Origin of the sequence: Bifidobacterium eulemuris (genome assembly GCF_014898155.1) — a bacterium.
GTDB classification, from domain to species: Bacteria; Actinomycetota; Actinomycetes; order Actinomycetales; family Bifidobacteriaceae; genus Bifidobacterium; species Bifidobacterium eulemuris.
The window spans coordinates 2,512,244-2,529,447 of sequence record NZ_CP062938.1; the positions used below are offsets into that span (position 1 = coordinate 2,512,244).

Sequence of the window (17,204 nt, forward strand, 5' to 3'; positions counted from 1 at the left end):
TTTGACCATATCTGCCGAATGGAATCGTCGGGTTGCGCTTCAGGCGAGAATTAGACACGGTGTCTAAACTCAAAGTAGGCACCATGCCGAATTGGAACTTAAGGAGCGACCATGACCGAGAACAATCCGTACGCGAACCCCGACCCCAACGGCGGGTCGCAGCAGCCGCAATACGGCGCCTACGCCCCGCAAGGACAGAACCAGGGGAACGGCCAGCAGTACTACGGGCCGTACGCCGACAATCCGAACGGCCAGCAGAACCCCTACGGCAACGGCCAGCAGAATCCCTACGGCAATGGTCCGCAATGGCAGCCCGGCTGGCAGCCGCAGCTCAACCCGTTCAAACTCATCGAGGAGAACCTGCCCCACCGTGCCGTCACCCTAATCCGCACCATCTACGGCGTGGCCGGCATCGCCGCCATCGTCATCGGCATCGCCCTGCTGCTTGTGCCGGGCAAAACGCTCGCCGTGCTGGCCGTGGCGCTGGGTGTGTACTTCATCGTCTCCGGTCTGGTGCGCGTCATCACCGCGCTCGTCGAACCCGGGCTGCCCGGCGGGTGGCGCGTGCTCGACGTAATCGTCGGCGCCCTGCTGGCCTTGGGCGGCGCGATGGTGGTGAAGAACTCCGTGCTGACCGGACAGACGCTTGCATTGATGATCACCCTGTTCGTCGGATTCGGATGGATTCTCGAGGGCGTGATGTCGCTGGTGGAGTCCTGGCGTCTGCCGCGTTCCGGATGGGCCATACTGTACGCGATCATCTCCATCATCGCCGGCATGATCGTGCTGTTCTCCCCGCTGAGCGCCACCGCATGGCTGATGATCTTCGGAGCGTGCGCGCTTGTGGTCATCGGCATCAGCGCCATCATCAGGGCGTTCACCTTCGGCCGCCGCGCCAAGTGACGTGCGGGTTTGTTGAGCCGACGCGATAGGGTGGAGCCATGATTGAACTGAAAACACCCTCGGAGATTCAGGCGATGAAGCCCGCCGGCAAGTTCGTCGGCGGCATTCTCAAAGACCTCAAAGCCATGACGCATGTCGGCACCAACCTGCTGGAGATCGACGAATTCGTGCATAAGAGGATCGTCGACCGCAAGGGTGCCGAATCCTGCTATGTGGATTACGCCCCCGACTTCGGCACCGGCCCCTTCGCCCACTACATCTGCACCTCCATCAACGATGCGGTGCTGCACGGCGTGCCTTACGACTACAACCTCAAGGAAGGCGACCTCGTCAGCCTTGATCTGGCCATCAGCGTCGACGGATGGGTGGCTGACTCCGCCATCAGCTTCGTGGTCGGCAACAACCCCGACCCCGAGGACCTGCGTATCATCGCATGCACCGAAGAGGCGCTCGCCGCCGCCATCGACGCGGCTCAGCCCGGCAACCGCCTCGGCGACATCTCCAACACCATCGGCGAGGTGGCGCGTTCCTACGGGTATCCGATCAACCTGGAATTCGGTGGCCACGGCGTGGGCCATATCATGCACGGCGACCCGCATGTGCCCAACGACGGCCGCGCCCGCCATGGCTACAAGCTGCGCCCGGGTCTGGTCATCGCCATCGAGCCGTGGTTCCTGAAAACCACCGACGAGATCTACCAGGATCCCGGCGACGGCTGGACGCTGCGCTCCTCGGACGGCTCGCGCGGCGCGCACAGCGAGCACACCATCGCCATCACCGACAACGGTCCGATCATTCTGACCGACCGAGGCGAGTGAGAGATGTTCCGTGCGCCGCCCGCTGCTTCGCAACCGCGAGGCGGCGGGCGGCGCGCATATCCGGCCCGCAGAACGGAATAACCGGTCTGCGGGTGCCGTCCAGTCTGTTAGTATGGGCGCATTTCGGCACACGTGTATCGATGCGTATCGTGCGGTAACACACGTGCCCTATGGTTTGTGGAGTATCCCGACAGGCGGGGTTCAAGGAGGTTGCATGGCAACGGCACAGTTGAACGTCGATGAGAGCAGATTCACGCTGCCCGTGGTCAAGGCCAGCAACGGCCCGGACGGCATCGTCGTCTCCGGCCTGCGCAACGACGGCTGGGTGACGCTGGATCCGGGCTTTTTGACCACCGCCCAGTGCGAGTCGAAAATCACCTTCATCGATGGCAACAACTCGGTGCTGCGCTATCGCGGTTATTCGATCGAGCAGTTGTGCGAACAGTCCGACTTCCTTGAGGTCGCTTGGCTGCTGCGTCATGGCGAACTGCCGACCAAGGCCGAATACGACCAGTTCTGCGCCGACGTGAACCATAAGACCATGGTGGGGGAGGATTTCCGCACTTTCATGGGCTCGTTCCCGCGTTCCGCCCATCCGATGAGCGTGCTCGCCTCGGCGGTGAACGCGCTGGCCACGTTCTACCCTGACACCACCGATCCGGATGATTCCGACCAGCTTGACGAGGCCGCCAAAATCATCATGGCCAAGGTGCGCACGATCGTCAGCTACATCTTCCGCCGCCGCCGTGACGAGCCGATGCTGTATCCGGATTACGCGCGCGGCTACGTCGACGACTTCCTGCGCATGTGCTTCGCCGTGCCATACGAGCCTTTCGAATCTGATCCGCTGTATGTGCATGCGCTCGGCCGGTTGCTGATCATCCACGCCGATCACGAGCAGAACTGCTCCACCTCGGTGGTGCGCATCGCCGGCAGCGCCCACGCCAATCTGTATTCGGCGGTGTCGGCAGGCATCAACGCGTTGTCGGGACCGCTGCATGGCGGTGCGAACGAGGCGGTGCTGCGCCAGCTCAAGGCGATCCGCGATTCCGGCAAGTCCGTGCGCGAATTCGTCGATTGGGCCAAGGACGGCGGCCACCGCATCTCCGGTCTAGGGCACCGCGTCTACAAGTCGTATGATCCGCGTGCGGCCATCGCCCGTCAGTATCTGGAGCGGATCATGGACCGTGAGGATACGCTGAAGCTGCCGGCCGACGAGCGCGCGCTGTTCGACGTGGCGGTCGAGCTGGAGGACATCGCCTTGAACGACGAGTATTTCGTCTCGCGTCACCTCTATCCGAATGTCGATTTCTACACCGGCCTGATCTACCGCGCGATCGGCTTCGATCCGGCGATGTTCACCACGTTGTTCGCACTGGGCCGCATTCCCGGATGGATCGCCCAGTATCGCGAGATGCTCGCCGATCCGAACACCAAAATCGGCCGTCCGCGTCAGGTCTACACCGGCCCCGTCGAACGCGACTGGGTGCCGATGTCCGAACGGTAGACACGCGATGGCCCGGCGCTTCAGTGCGTCGGATTCTACACGGACAAAGCCATACTTCCGTAGAAAGCGTCGTTGATGACTCGTCAGCGGCGCTTTCTACGTGGCAAAAGCAAGACCTCCGTAATTTCGATCACTGAGATTCAGTCAGTAATCGAAATTACGGAGGTCTTGCTTTTGCCGTGTAATTTCGTTCGCAGCGCGACGGCCGTGCAGCGACGGCTGCATAAGAGGCAAGAACTTTGTTCTTAGTTCTTATGCTGAGCCGTTAAGCGGACAGCCCTGTGGGCTGTCCGTAGGCGAGGGGAGCCATTTCGGCGACGGCTGCATAGGAACCAAGAACTTTGTTCTTAGTTCCTATGCAGCTGCTCGTTGAGCTCGATGCCCGTTTTGCGGTGACGGGCCTCGATGCCGCCGGTCAGCGAGTTGCGCAGGAACAGGATGTTGTTCTTGCCGCTCAGATCCGAGCCCTTGACGACCTCAAGCGGCTCGCCGGCTTCGACCTTGGCCTTGTCGTAGATGGTGATCTTGGTGCCGGCGGTCACATACAGACCGGCCTCCACCACGCAGTTGTCGCCCAGCGAGATGCCGATGCCGGCGTTCGCGCCGAGCAGCGAATGCTCGCCGATCGTGTTGCGCAGCTTGCCGCCGCCGGAGAGCGTGCCCATAATCGAGGCGCCGCCGCCGATGTCGGAGCCGTCGCCCACGACCACGCCCTGGGAGATGCGTCCCTCCACCATGGAGACGCCCAGCGTGCCGGCGTTGAAGTTCACGAAGCCGGCGTGCATCACGGTGGTGCCTTCGGACAGGTATGCGCCGAGGCGCACACGGTCGGCGTCGGCGACGCGCACTCCGGTGGGCACCACGTAATCGGCCATGCGCGGGATCTTGTCGATCGCCAGCACATTCACATCCGCCCGAGGCAGGCCGGGAGCGGCCTGTGTGGAGGCTGCCATCACATCGAGTCTGCGCAAAGTGAAGTCCGGCACGGCGAAGGGACCGAAGTTGGTCCACACCACGTTGGTGAGCTTGCCGAAGATGCCGTCGAGGTTCATCGTGTTCGGCTTGACCAGACGCATGCTCAGCAGGTGCAGACGCAGGTAGGCGTCGGCGGCGTCCGCGACCGGCTCGTCGAGGGCGCTGATGGTGAACACGGGGATACGACGCACACCGCGGGCGTCGGTTTCGACGTGGACCATCGCATCGAACTGATGGTTCGGACGTGAGCCTTCGGCCGGCGCCTCGCCGAGCGTCAGCTTCGGATACCAGACGTCCAGGGTGTTGCCGGCGGCGTCCACGCTCGCCAGGCCCCAGCCCCATGCCATGCGTTCATTGCTCATATTCGCTCCTTGTGTGTGCAGGGCAATTTTCAACTCCACCTTAGCGGCAGGTACGCCGTAACATCGCGAATGGCGGAAATGTCGCGCCCAGCTTCGGCCCCATATGCGCGTCTTGAGCTGCGATTGCGGGCGTATGGCCCTTTCCTCAGGACGGGGCGTCGGCTTGGCGGCGGGTTCCGCCGCGGTCACTGGCTTGTGGCGTCGGAGTCCCGCCGGTACGCTTTGATCAGCGTGGTTCCCGCCTGGTACAGCTGTTGTTTGAGGCTGTCCGGACTGGCCACGATCACGGCACCGTTCCACGAGTACTGCAGCGCCCACCAGAACACGGCCCTCTCCGGCGCTTCGACGGTGACGATGTATTCGCGTCCTTCCGGCGACTCGTTGGATGTAGCGCTATGCCGTTCGGTGACCGTGGGCTCGTCGAACCATTCGAACACATTGTTCAGCATCGACTGTCCGCGGACGACCATATGGATCATAACGGAATCGTCCGTCACGGGGTAGGGGCGGTGACGCATGAAATCCACCGCGTCGAAGTCCTCCGGCATGGGATGCTTCATGGCGATCCGCCCGCCGTGCAGGTCCACCTCGGCGATACGGTCGACCACGAAGGTGCGCAAGTTCGGCCTGTCATGCAGCCGGCAGATCAGATAGTACCGTCCGTTCTTGTACACCATCTGGTACGGGTCGGCCGTATAGACGGTCGGCGTCGGATCGGAGCCCTCCTCGGAGGCGCTGCGGCTCACATGGGGCACCAGACTGCCGTCCGGCGCGTAATCGCGATATGCGAAGGTGACCGCGCACCGCTCCTCGATCGCCTGATTGAGCTGGTCGATGGTGTAGAGGAATTCGCCGTTCATATGCGCGTAGCTCGCGACATGTTCCAGATGCGCGATGCCGTCGCCCGCCGCGCCCGCCAGCTCGCGGATCTTACCGACCAGTTCGTTCAGCGCCTCAGGGTCGATCCTCGACAGGGTCAGACTGTCGGCCAGCAGGCGCATCTGCGGCGCGGTGAGGAATGCGTCCATATACCAACCCGGTTGCGGGTCGGCGCATTCGATGTCGGACAGCTCCTCCGCGCCCACGCGGTCGACGCGGCGTCCAAGAAAACCGTTGGCGTGCAGATTGGCCAGCTGGTTGCGCACGGTTTTCTCCGTGGGTAGGGCGTCCGTGCCTGGATGCATGCGGGCGAGCTCATCGAGAATCTGCCGCACGCTCAGCCCATGGCCGAAATACGTATGCCGCCACAACACCTCGGCCACATCGATGGAGGTGTTGCCGGCGTAGGTTTTACGCGTCATGGATGCAAGGCTACTCGCTTATATCGGCTTTGCGGAATGCTTGGTGCGCGTGTTGCATGGGTTGCGGTGGGCGGCGGCTAAGATGGGGATTCCAGTATTCGTTTTCGGGCAAGGAGCCATATGGGCGGCATCACGGGAGTGTTCGGGCATGTGCCCGATGATCCTTTCGCCGACGGCTCCGATAGGGACGGCAACCGTGGCAAGGGGAGTCGAAACCGTCCCTGGCGCGCCGCCCATATGGACGATGGTTTGGATGACCTGGACGAATTCGGTGGATTCGACGATCTGGGTGACACGTACCCATACGATGACGCCGATGACCTCGATACGAGCGATGATGCCGACAATCCCTTCGCCAACTACGTCGGTTCGTCCCGCGCATCCCACGTCTTCGGCTCGTCGGGCACACGTTTCGCGGATCTTACGGAGCCTCCGGATCATGCCGCCGTGCCGATCGCGGCGTTGAAAGCCGATATGGAGGGTTCCGTCTCCCACGCGGTGCTGGACCGAGCGCACGGCATCGCGCGCCGAAGCGAGAGCATGCTGGTCGATCCCTCATACCATGAGAACCAGCACACCGGTTACGGCGAGCTCGATGCGGTCGTCCGCGGCACGACCAGCCCCTCCGACTGTTACGACACCAACGTGCAATTCGATCTTCGCGACGGCGAGATGTCCGGCGGCAGCTGCACATGCCCCGCCTACCAGCGCGGTTACGGCATCTGCAAGCATATGGCCGCCGTGGTGCTCGCCTTCAGCGACGATCCACGGCTGTTCGAAGGCTACGGTGCCGGTCCGGCCCGCCCCTCCAGAGCGCTGATGACGTATATGGAACGCGAGGACGACCGTGAGGCGCGCGCCCGTCGGGCCCGACGTGAGGCATTGTTCGCACGTCTCGACTCGGCGTCGGACGAGTCCCCGTCACGCCGCGCCTCGTCCGCCCGACGCGACGCCGGCCGATCCTATGGGGGTTATGGCCGATCCTCCACGTCGCCTCGGGCCTTGGCGTTCGAATCCGACACCGTCGCGCCTGGCGGCGTGCATCTGCATCCGATACTGAGTTTCATCGACGGCGTGTGGAGCGTGGAATTCCTTATCGGCGCGCCATCCAACGGCTCGTCGTATGTGCTCAAATCGATCCCCCGGCTGGTGAACGACCTGCGCGAGGGCGCGTACGCGCAGTATGGCAAGAAACTCGCCTTCACCCATACGGCAAATATGTTCGACGCCGCATCGCGTGGGATTATGCGCTGGCTGTCCACGGCGATGGCCACGCGGCAGGCCGCCGAACGGCAGGACCGGTATTACGGACATATCCCCATCGACCGGCATCTGACGCTTTCCGAACCGGAGGTCGCCGCGCTGTTGCGCCTGTGCGAGGGCGGGGGAGTCGGACTGGTTCTGGACACATGGTTCCACAACCAACCCTCCAGCGTGTGGGTGGACGGATCGGAGGCGCAGCTGGAGCTGACGGTGCGCCGGCGTGATTCGCGGGCGCATGGCGACGACGCCGGCTATCTGCTTATCGGCGCGCCCGCGGTGGAGACGGTGATCCGCGGCGATGACGACGACTGGCTGCTGCTCGCCTCCGACGAGCCGGTAGGGTATGCGGCCGCGTTGACGTTGCAGGACCGCCGTCTGATGGAGACCCGCCGCAAACCCGCGTCGGGATGCCGGTTCATGCGCTGCCCCAAACGCGTGCGTCCGCTGTCCGCGCTGATCGGAGAGCTTTTCGAACCCGACGGCGAGGGCCAGCCGATTCCCGGCGACGACGTGCCGTTGTTCGCCCGCACGCTGCTGCCGCGGTTGATCGAGGCGGGACTGGTCGACGAGGAAGAACTGCCGCGCGAGCTCGCCGAACTACGCTCGGTCGAATGCGTGGGCGAGTTCTATCTCGACCGCGACGAGCATGGCGTGCTGTGCGAGGTCAAAGCCCGCTACGGCGACGACCGCATATCGTTGATGCCTGCGGTTTCCGGCGCGTCCGCGCCTGTCGGACGCGACTACGATACGGAACGGCTGCTGCTGGATGTGGTCCGTGAGTTCTTCGCCATGCCGGACGCCGCCGGCGCGCGCTCGACGGCACGTCGCCGTGGATATGGTCAGCCTGCGCCGTCGCGAACCTCGGCGCCGCACACCGCGTATATCGACCGCGACGACACGACACAGCTGATCCGTCTGTTCGACGAGGGACTTGCGGCCTTGCGGTCCATGGGCACCGTCTACACCACGCCGGCATTCGACCGACTGCTCGCGCCCAAACCGCCAAGCGTCAAGGTCGGCCTGTCCATCAAAGGCAATCTCGTGGAGATCTCACCCATCGCCGACGAAGTGCCGCCGGATGAGGTGGGTTCGCTGCTCGCCTCCTACCGACGCCGCCAGCGCTACCACCAATTGTCCGACGGCACGCTGGTCAACCTGCGGGGCGCGCGGTTGGAGGCCGTGGACCGCATCGCCGACGAGCTGGGGCTTGACGAGAAACAGCTTAATTCCGGACTGATCGAACTGCCCGGGCATCAGGCCTTCCTATTGGACGGCGAACTGCCCGACGACGGTTCCGACGCGGTCAAGGACGCCGCCTTCCAGGAGTATGTGGACGATCTGCGCGTCATCGATCCCGACCGGTACGAGGTGCCGGAAGCACTGGCCGCCGTGCTGCGCCCGTATCAGGCCGAAGGCTACCGATGGCTGCGCACCCTGTGCGACAAGGGATTCGGCGGCATCCTCGCCGACGAGATGGGATTGGGCAAGTCGGTGCAGCTGATCGCGTTGCTCGCCTCGCGGGCTCAGGAGGGGGACGGGCGGGATCCCTCGGCTTCGCTCGGGATGACGAAGAAGGCTTCGCTCGGGATGACGGAGAAGGCTTCGTCCGGAAGTGTGGAAGCGGTTTCGTCCGGGAGTGCGGAAGCGGCTCCGCTCGGGAGTGCGGAGGCGGTGTCGCCCGGGGTGACGGATGCGGTTTCGCCCGGGACGGCTGGGACGGTGTCGCTGATCGTCTGCCCGGCTTCGTTGGTCTACAACTGGGCCGCCGAATTCGCCAAATTCGCGCCCGGCATCGACGCTCGCACGGTGGCCGGCGGCAAGGCCGAACGCCGCGCCGCCATAGCGCGGGCCTTCGAGGAGCGGCCGCAGGGCGCGTCGAGCGTCGTGCTGATCACCTCGTATGATCTGCTGCGCCGCGACGTGGAGGAATACACGAAGTCCGGCCGCCGATTCGACGTGATGGCGCTTGACGAGGCGCAATACATCAAGAACCACACCACGCAGGTCGCCAAAGCGGTGAAATCCATCGCGGCGGACCATCGGTTCGCGCTCACCGGCACGCCGATCGAGAACCGGCTGAGCGAATTGTGGAGCATCTTCGATTTTCTGATGCCCGGACTGCTCGGCTCCTACAAGCGCTTCCACGAGCGCTACGAGCTGCCGATCGCCAACGGCCGCGCGGCCGACGCCGACACCGCCGAGGGACGCGCCGCGGCCGAAGTCAATCCCGAATCCGCCCGCGTGGCCCACCGCCTGCAATCGTTGGTGGGCGTGTTCATCAAACGTCGGCTCAAATCCCAGGTGCTCACCGACCTGCCCGACAAGCTCGAATCCGTGGTCACCGTGCAGCTGGCCGGCGAACAGCGCAAACTGTACGCCGCCCACGAGCAGCGTCTGCGCATGCAGTTGGAGCACAGCGATTCCGCCGATTTCAACACCTCCAAAATCCGTATCCTCGCCGAGCTCACCAAGCTGCGGCAGATCTGCTGCGATCCGAGGCTGCTGTACGACGACGCCAAAGACCAGTCGGCCAAACTCGCCGCCATCGAGGAGCTGGTGGCCAACTGCATGGATGAGGGCAAAAAAGTGTTGGTGTTCTCGCAGTTCACCAGTTTTCTGGAGATGGTCGCCGCGCGTTTCGACGCGCATGGCATCAGGCATTACTCCATCACCGGCGCCACGCCGAAGAAGCGCCGCCTGGAGCTGGTCGACCGTTTCAACGGGGACGACACCCCGGCGTTCCTGATCTCGCTGAAGGCCGGCAACACCGGATTGAATCTCGTGGGCGCCAGCGTGGTGGTGCACGCCGACCCATGGTGGAACGCCGCCGCGCAGGACCAGGCCACCGACCGCGCGCATCGTATCGGGCAGACCCAAGATGTGAGCGTGTATCAGGTGGTGGCCAAAGACACCATCGAGGAGCGCATTCTGGAGCTGCAGCACACGAAAAGCGAACTCGCGCGCCAGTTCACCGACGCCTCCGCGCTCGGTTCGGACGCGGCGGGCGTCGCCTCCATCGCCGCTCTCACCAAGGACGACCTGCTCGACCTGTTGGGCTGACGCTCACTCGGGAATCACGATGGAGGGCGCGAGCAGGATATGGTGTTCCCCTGCCGCCCGGCTCTCATCGCGCCCGGTTTGGGAAGTTCTCGAGTCGAGACGCTCCTGGATGATGCGCACGATCTCGTGCGCGCTTTGCGCGAGGGGCTGGTCGACGGTCGGCAGTTTCAAGGATTGCGCGGAGACGGTGTTGTCGAATCCCGTCACCGTGATGTTCGCGCCGGCCGGCATCGCCATAACCGCGCCGGTGGCGAGCGTGTCGCTGACGCATACCACCGCGTCGATATCCGGATTGCGCTCCAGCAGCGCCGCGCATGCGGATTGCCCGGCGGTGATGTCGTCCTCGGCTTCGGCACATAATCCGGCCAACTCCTCTGCGGAGGCCATTTTGGCGTCCAACATGGTCTCCTGCCAGCCCAGCCGGCGGTCCATACCCGTTCCCGACAGGCCGGGCCATCCGATGAAGGCGATGCGTTTGCGCCCGTGCAGGATCAGATGGCGGGTCATCTGCGCGATGCCGTGTCTGCCGTCGACGTCGACCCACGGCACGTCCGGGTCGTACATGTCGTCGAGCCCCCAGGGGCGTCCGAACAGCACGAAGGTCTGATGGTGCTCGATAAGCCAGTCGATGCGCGGATCGTTATGGCCGGTGTCGGTGAGCACGAACGAATCCACATCGCCGCCGGCGGTGAGCGCGTTGAACTGGCGGAGCTCGTCCTGGTACGAATCGGTTTTGTACAGGATGATGCGGATGTCGTTGGCGTCCGCTTCGGTGGCCAACGCATGCAATAGACGGTCGTATACTCGCGAATAGCTGACGGGGGCGATGCCGATGGCGATGGTGTTGCTGCGTTGCGTGCGCAGCCGTCGCGCAGAGGCGTTCGGAGTGTAGCCGAGTCTGGTGATCGAGTCGGTGACCAGCGCCCGGGTGGAGGGCTTCACGATGCGGGGGTTGTTGATGCAGTTCGACACGGTCTGCGGCGAGACTCCCGCGTCCCTCGCCACGTCTTTGATGCTGACCATGCCGTGTCCTTCCCTTCGCCGCTTGTCCAAGCATGCCCGCCGATGGCGACGATGCGCGCGCCACGACTTGACAGATGTGATTGCTATTGTATAACATGAGAACAACTTTTGGAACGTAAAAATCAAGATGATGACATTCAGTGAGGAACAGTCAGATAAGCTTTCACAAGGAAGTTGACAATCATGATTGCAATTACGGATGGTATTGTTTTGGAAAAGAATTTGAACGTTCTAAAAGGAACGGTTGTGGTGGTGAACAATCAACACCCTGGTTTGAAAGGAACTCAACGATGAGGCGAAAGACACAGGCCGCGCTGGCGGCTTCGGTTGCGATGATGACCATGCTGGCCGGATGCGGCAACGGTTTTGACGACAGCGCGACTGATACCACCGATGGTCTGACCAACGACAGCTCGCAGGAGCTGACGGTGCTGATCGGCTCCTCCGGCGACGCCGAGACGGAGGCGGTCAGGGCCGCCGTGGAGGCATGGTGCGAGGAGAGCGGCCAGAGCGCGACGGTGCAGGTGGCCAACGACCTCACCCAGCAGCTTTCCCAGGGCTTCGCGGGCGGCGACCCCGCCGACGTCTTCTATCTGGCGCCCGAACAGCTGGCGGGATACGCGTCGAACGGCTCGCTGCTGGCGTACGGCGACTATATCGACACCGACGGTTTCTACGACAATCTGCTGCAGACGTTCACCTACGACGGTGAGGTGTACGCCGCCCCCAAGGACGTGTCCACCCTGCAGCTGGTCATCAACACGGATATGTGGTCGGAGGCCGGCCTGACCGAGGACGACTATCCCACCACGTGGGACGAGCTGGCCGAGGTCGCCGCCACGCTCACCACGGACGAGCATGTCGGACTGGCCTTCAGCGGCGAATACGCCCGCATCGGCGTGTTCATGAAGCAGGCGGGCGGCGGTCTGGTCAGCGACGACGGCACGACCGCGATCGCGAACACCGATGAGACCGTCGAAGGCCTGCAGGAGGTCAAGACGCTGCTGGAGAGCGGCAACGCCGCCTACGCGGCGGACCTCGGCACCGGCTGGGGCGGCGAGGCGTTCGGCACCGGCGCCGCCGCGATGGCCATCGAAGGCAACTGGCTCACCGGCAGCATGTCCGCAGACTATCCCGACGTGAACTACACGGTCGTCGAACTGCCGGAGGGGCCGGCAGGCAAGGGCACCATGCACTTCACCAACGGCTGGGGCATCGCCGCCGACAGCCCGAACCAAGAGGGTGCCGTCAGCCTGGTCGAATATCTGACCAGCGACGACGTGGTGATGGACTTCGCCGAGGCCTTCGGCATCATGCCGGCCAGCACGACGCTGGCGGACACCTGGAAGTCCGCCTTCCCCGAGCTCAGTGCATTCATGGACGGTCTGGACTATTCGGTCACCGTTCCCACGGCCCAGGGCGCCTCCGATGTGATCACCGAATTCAACGCCCAGATCGAAGGGCTCAAGAGCGGCGACGTGCAGTCGATCCTCGACGACACCCAGACCAACCTCGAGGCCATTCTGTAATCCGCCGGCCCGGGCGCGCATGGCCGCGGTCCGGGCGCCAACGAAGCGACACGACCTTGTTGGCGGCCGGCCCGGGCCCGCGCGCCCCGGGCGGCACACATCGAAGACATGACGGAAGGAGTCGGCCGACATGAAGTTCGCAACGCATGGCGACGCACGGGCGAAAAGCTGCGGCGGGGCCAAATGCAAAGGCGACGGCGCGAGCCAACGCATCAACAGGCGCAACGAGGAGATTTCCGGATGGCTGTTCTGCCTTCCGATGATCGTCATCCTCGGTGTGTTCCTCGTCATCCCCATCATCATGGCGCTGTGGGTGAGCTTCTCGAACTGGAGCGGCCGCGGCACCCCGTTCGGCAGCAACGTGGATTTCATCGGACTGGAGAACTACCAGGACGTGCTCACGACGCCCGGCCTGGCGCAACGCGATTTCGGCACCGCTATCCGCAACAACCTGTGGTACACGCTGCTGGTCATCCCGCTGCAGACGATCATCTCCCTACTGCTGGCGGTGATGCTCAACCGTAGGATCCTCAAGGCCAGAGGCTTCTTCCGCACGGCCTTCTACTTCCCCTCCGTCACCAGCTCCGTGGCGATCACCGTGCTGTGGCTCTTCCTGTTCAACGCCTCCGGCACGATCAACGCGATCCTCGGATGGTTCGGCGTGGAAGGCCCGAACTGGTTCAACGACTCGCGCGGACTGCTTCACATCCTGCTGGGCGCGATGGGCGTGACGCAGGGGCCGGCGGCGCTCACGAACACCGAGTTCCTCGGCGTGAGCCTGTGGGATTGGCTGGCCGGTCCATCCGTGGCGATGTTCGCCATCATCCTGATGGTGGTGTTCACCACATCGGGAACCTACATGCTGATGTTCATCGCCGCCCTGCAGAGCATCGGCGAGGCCACCGACGAGGCGGCCATCATGGACGGCGCCACCACATGGCAGCGTCTGTGGAAGGTCACCGTGCCGCAGCTCAAACCCACGATCTTCACCGTGGTAACCTTGGGCATCATCGGCACCTGGCAGGTGTTCGACCAGATCTACACCGGCACGCAGGGAGGCCCCGCGAAGACGACGCTCACCCCCGCCTACCTGTCGTACAGCGCCGCCTTCAACAGCCAGGAGTGGGGCAGGGGAGCGGCCATCGCCTTCATCCTGTTCCTCATCATCATCGCGATGACCTGGGCGCAGCGCCAGATCATGAAGGACAAGAAACTGTCCCGTCGTAAGCGGGCCGATTATGAGGCGATGAAGGCCGAAGCCCGCGGCATGAGCCGCGATGAGGTCATGTCGCTGGGAAGACGGCCGAACTCCGCCGCACCGCATGCCGTGAAAGAGAAAGGGGTCTGAGATGTCCCGCACATCGTCCGCCGCCGCAAGGCAGGGCGGCCAGTCATGGCTCAAGCGCCTGGCCCACAGCGGCATTCTGCTGTATGTCCTGCTGATCGCGCTCGCGTTCATCTACATCATGCCGTTCGTGATCCAAGTGGCCACCTCGTTCAAAACCGACGCGGACGCCACTTCGAATCCGGTCTCGCTGGTGCCCGAGGTGTGGACCACCGCCGCGTACAACAAGCTGTTCCTCAACTCGGACTTCCCGGTGTGGTTCAGGAACTCCTTCGTCGTGACCATCGTGGTGACCCTGGGCAGGGTGTTCTTCGACTCCCTCGCCGGATACGCGTTGTCCCGGCTGAACTTCCGTGGCCGCAATCTGGTGTTCGCCGCATTGGTCGCGGTGATGAGCGTTCCCGGCGTGGTCCTGCTGATCCCGAAATTCCTCATCATCAAAACCCTGGGCATCTACGACACCTACGCGGGTATGATTCTGCCGCTGCTGATCGACGCGTCCGGCGTGTTCATCATGAAGAACTTCTTCGAATCGATTCCCCGCTCCGTCGAGGAGCAGGCGATGATCGACCGCGCGGGCACGTTCCGCATCTTCTGGTCGATCGTGTTGCCGATGGCGCGTCCCGCGTTGGTGACGATCTCCATCCTCTCGTTCCAAGGATCGTGGAACGAACTGTCCCACTTCATCGTGTCCACGCAATCCTCCAGCCTCACCACGCTGACTAAGGGCGTCGCCTCGCTGGCCAGCGGCCAGCTGTCGGCGGGCAACCAATATCCGGTCAAACTGGCCGCGGCGGTGGTGATGACCATACCTGTGGCCGTGCTGTTCTTCATCTTCCAGAAACAGATCATGAACAGCTCGGAGGGATCGGTCAAGGAATAAGGGCCGTGACGCCGGCACAGCACACGCACACTATGAACAACTCGAACAATGGAGAATCGATAACGATGCAGAGCAACGATACGCAGCGTACGCGCCAGCCGTGGATGCATGATATGAAGCCGTTGGTGCACGCGCCCGCGCAGCTGTGGTGCGCGCCGGACGGCGTGGTCGACGCGACCGCGAGCCATGCGGGGGCGGAATCGATCGCGGGCTTCTACCTCGGGGACACGCGAATCGTCTCCGCCATCGGTCTGCGGGTGGATGGCGAAACCCCGACCCCTATCGGCTGGGATTCGCGGAACAAGGGCGAGAGCCGGTCCACACTGGTCGCGCGCAATATCGAAGGCCCCACGGTCGACCCTCAGATGCGCGTGAACGAACATCGTTCCGTAAGCGCCGACGGCCTCATCGAGCGCGTCGAACTGCGCAGCGCGCTGGATGAGGACCGCGCGGTCCGTCTCGAGATGTCGTTGCGATTCGACATGGCCACGATGCAGGAGGTGAAAGGAGGCATCGAGTCCTCCGCGGCGAAGGGCGGGAAGGTGACGCTGCGCCATCTGCCGGCAGGTGAGGCGGCGGGGCCGCGTCACGGCGTGGCGGTCGACTGCGGCGAGATATCCGCTCTCGTCCGTGCGGTCGGAACGCCGCAGGGAGTCGACGATGTTCCGCAGGTCTCCATATCGGGACTCGAATGCCTGTTCGTCTGGAATCTGACGGTTCCGGCGCGAGGCGTGCGCGAGGTGGCTTTGGATCTTCGCGTCGAGACCCCGAGCAACGCCGTCATGGCGGCGGACGGTCCCTGCCCGTGGACTGACGTTCGCGTGCGGGCCGACGACAATCGGCTGGAGAGCTGGGCGAACGTGTCGTTGCGCGATCTTGACGGGCTTCGCATGTCGGTGCCGGCGTTGCCCCACGATGAATTCCTGGCCGCCGGCGCGCCCTGGTTCTTCACGCTGTTCGGCCGCGACTCGCTGTGGGCGGCCCGGTTCATGCTGCCTCTGACGACGCGCACGGCCATGGGCACGCTGCGCACTCTCGCGCATTTCCAATCCCGGATGTCGGATCCGCAGACCAACGCGAGTCCCGGAAAGATCATGCATGAGCTGCGTGCCGAACCGTTGGTGTCCGCCGGCGTGTTCGCATCCGATGGGATGACGCTGCCGCCGCTGTACTACGGCACCATCGACGCGACTCCGCTGTGGATCATCCTGCTCGCCGAGGCCGCACGTTGGGGCGCGCCCGAAGAGGAGGTGCGCGCGCTGCTGCCGAATCTCGAAGCGGCCTTGGCTTGGCTGCGTGACTGGGGCGATTGCGATGGCGACGGCTTCCTGGAATACATCGACGAGACCGGCCATGGGCTGAGCAACCAAGGCTGGAAGGATTCGGGCGACTCGGTGCGTTGGAACGACGGCGGCATCGCGCAGGGGCCGATCGCCCTGTGCGAGGTGCAGGGTTACGCCTATCAGGCGGCCATGCTGGGCGCCGAGCTGCTGGAACGTTTCGGCCGCGACGGCGCACGGGAATGGCGCGCGTGGGCGGCGGAACTCAAAGCCCGGTTCAACGGGAGCTTCTGGGTGGAGGACGAGCGCGGCCGATATCCGGCGATCGCCCTGGACGCGGACAAGCGTCCCGTCGACGCGCTGACCAGCAACATCGGTCATCTGCTGGGCACTGGCATCCTCGACGAGCAGGGTGTGCGCGACGTGGTCGCCCGTCTGACGGGCGACGACATGATGAGCGGATACGGCGTGCGCACGATGAGCGGCCTGGCCGGCGGATATTCGCCCGACAGCTATCACTGCGGATCGGTGTGGGCCCACGACAGCGCCATCGTCATGTGCGGTCTGCGGGCCGAAGGATACGTCGAGGAGGCGGCCGCCATCGCCGAAGGACTGATCAGCGCCGCGGAGAGGTTCGACTACCAGATTCCGGAACTGTATTCGGGCGATGCGGGGGAGTACGGTCCTGCGCCGTATCCGGCGGCATGCCATCCCCAGGCATGGTCGGCGGCCTCGTCGGTCGCGGTGCTGTCGGTGCTGCTCGACCTGAATCCCGGCGGCGATTGCGGCGCGGGGAACGCTCCGTGCGGCTCCCCATTGGCCCGTGGCCTGCGCATCGAGCGATAGGACGGCCGATCAAGCGGAACGCGACGTGCCGCCCTCACCGTGGTATAGGCTGTGAGGGTGGCACGAGGGCAGCAAACGGAGAAATACGAGCGGGGCACGCGGTCGTACA

At 64.0% G+C, this 17,204-nt stretch carries 11 protein-coding genes; 8 read left to right on the top strand and 3 right to left on the bottom strand.

Annotation, left to right across the window (positions count from 1 at the left end):
• The first annotated feature begins 111 nt into the window (after window positions 1–111).
• From BE0216_RS10305 to BE0216_RS10315, 3 genes are all read left to right on the top strand, one after another.
• Complete coding sequence (locus tag BE0216_RS10305) at window positions 112–903, top strand: HdeD family acid-resistance protein (protein WP_094636592.1); 792 nt, start codon at window positions 112–114, stop codon at window positions 901–903.
• A gap of 38 nt (window positions 904–941) precedes the next feature.
• On the top strand, window positions 942–1,721 hold the full coding sequence (gene map, locus BE0216_RS10310; protein ID WP_094636593.1) for a type I methionyl aminopeptidase: 780 nt from the start codon (window positions 942–944) through the stop codon (window positions 1,719–1,721).
• A 214-nt stretch (window positions 1,722–1,935) separates the two neighbouring features.
• Entirely contained in the window at window positions 1,936–3,228 is a 1,293-nt protein-coding gene (locus tag BE0216_RS10315; RefSeq protein ID WP_094636594.1) for a citrate synthase, read from the top strand.
• Between the two features lie 347 nt (window positions 3,229–3,575).
• On the opposite strand, the gene dapD is transcribed toward BE0216_RS10315, so the two are convergent.
• Both dapD and BE0216_RS10325 read right to left on the bottom strand, forming a co-directional pair.
• On the bottom strand, window positions 3,576–4,565 hold the full coding sequence (dapD, locus tag BE0216_RS10320; protein WP_094636595.1) for a 2,3,4,5-tetrahydropyridine-2,6-dicarboxylate N-succinyltransferase: 990 nt from the start codon (window positions 4,563–4,565) through the stop codon (window positions 3,576–3,578).
• A gap of 185 nt (window positions 4,566–4,750) precedes the next feature.
• Complete coding sequence (locus BE0216_RS10325) at window positions 4,751–5,866, bottom strand: helix-turn-helix transcriptional regulator (RefSeq protein ID WP_094636596.1); 1,116 nt, start codon at window positions 5,864–5,866, stop codon at window positions 4,751–4,753.
• Window positions 5,867–5,986: 120 nt separating this feature from the next.
• On the opposite strand from BE0216_RS10325, the gene BE0216_RS12030 reads away from it, so the two are divergent.
• A complete protein-coding gene (locus BE0216_RS12030) occupies window positions 5,987–10,189 on the top strand; it encodes a DEAD/DEAH box helicase (RefSeq protein WP_226805774.1) in 4,203 nt (1,400 codons plus the stop codon).
• A 3-nt stretch (window positions 10,190–10,192) separates the two neighbouring features.
• Here BE0216_RS12030 and BE0216_RS10340 read toward each other — a convergent pair whose 3' ends face one another.
• Window positions 10,193–11,212, bottom strand: coding sequence for a LacI family DNA-binding transcriptional regulator (locus BE0216_RS10340; protein ID WP_094636597.1), 1,020 nt, complete (start codon window positions 11,210–11,212; stop codon window positions 10,193–10,195).
• Window positions 11,213–11,502: 290 nt separating this feature from the next.
• Here BE0216_RS10340 and BE0216_RS10345 point away from each other — a divergent pair, with 290 nt between their 5' ends.
• From BE0216_RS10345 to BE0216_RS10360, 4 genes are all read left to right on the top strand, one after another.
• Window positions 11,503–12,741, top strand: coding sequence for a sugar ABC transporter substrate-binding protein (locus BE0216_RS10345; RefSeq protein WP_094636598.1), 1,239 nt, complete (start codon window positions 11,503–11,505; stop codon window positions 12,739–12,741).
• Window positions 12,742–12,871: 130 nt separating this feature from the next.
• Entirely contained in the window at window positions 12,872–14,089 is a 1,218-nt protein-coding gene (locus BE0216_RS10350; RefSeq protein ID WP_094636599.1) for a carbohydrate ABC transporter permease, read from the top strand.
• Window position 14,090: 1 nt separating this feature from the next.
• Window positions 14,091–14,969 (top strand): carbohydrate ABC transporter permease, encoded by an 879-nt coding sequence (locus tag BE0216_RS10355; protein WP_094636600.1) that lies wholly within the window; start codon window positions 14,091–14,093, stop codon window positions 14,967–14,969.
• Between the two features lie 65 nt (window positions 14,970–15,034).
• Window positions 15,035–17,095, top strand: coding sequence for a glycogen debranching N-terminal domain-containing protein (locus BE0216_RS10360; protein WP_226805775.1), 2,061 nt, complete (start codon window positions 15,035–15,037; stop codon window positions 17,093–17,095).
• Window positions 17,096–17,204 lie beyond the last annotated feature (109 nt).

What these genes read in the sequence shown, in the direction of transcription:
- dapD (WP_094636595.1), bottom strand. Translation starts at nt 4,565, where the DNA reads ATGAGCAATGAACGCATGGCATGGGGCTGGGGCCTGGCGAGCGTGGAC.
- BE0216_RS10315 (WP_094636594.1), top strand. Translation starts at nt 1,936, where the DNA reads ATGGCAACGGCACAGTTGAACGTCGATGAGAGCAGATTCACGCTGCCC.
- BE0216_RS10360 (WP_226805775.1), top strand. Translation starts at nt 15,035, where the DNA reads ATGCAGAGCAACGATACGCAGCGTACGCGCCAGCCGTGGATGCATGAT.
- BE0216_RS10350 (WP_094636599.1), top strand. Translation starts at nt 12,872, where the DNA reads ATGAAGTTCGCAACGCATGGCGACGCACGGGCGAAAAGCTGCGGCGGG.
- BE0216_RS10325 (WP_094636596.1), bottom strand. Translation starts at nt 5,866, where the DNA reads ATGACGCGTAAAACCTACGCCGGCAACACCTCCATCGATGTGGCCGAG.
- BE0216_RS10355 (WP_094636600.1), top strand. Translation starts at nt 14,091, where the DNA reads ATGTCCCGCACATCGTCCGCCGCCGCAAGGCAGGGCGGCCAGTCATGG.
- BE0216_RS12030 (WP_226805774.1), top strand. Translation starts at nt 5,987, where the DNA reads ATGGGCGGCATCACGGGAGTGTTCGGGCATGTGCCCGATGATCCTTTC.
- BE0216_RS10305 (WP_094636592.1), top strand. Translation starts at nt 112, where the DNA reads ATGACCGAGAACAATCCGTACGCGAACCCCGACCCCAACGGCGGGTCG.
- BE0216_RS10340 (WP_094636597.1), bottom strand. Translation starts at nt 11,212, where the DNA reads ATGGTCAGCATCAAAGACGTGGCGAGGGACGCGGGAGTCTCGCCGCAG.
- map (WP_094636593.1), top strand. Translation starts at nt 942, where the DNA reads ATGATTGAACTGAAAACACCCTCGGAGATTCAGGCGATGAAGCCCGCC.
- BE0216_RS10345 (WP_094636598.1), top strand. Translation starts at nt 11,503, where the DNA reads ATGAGGCGAAAGACACAGGCCGCGCTGGCGGCTTCGGTTGCGATGATG.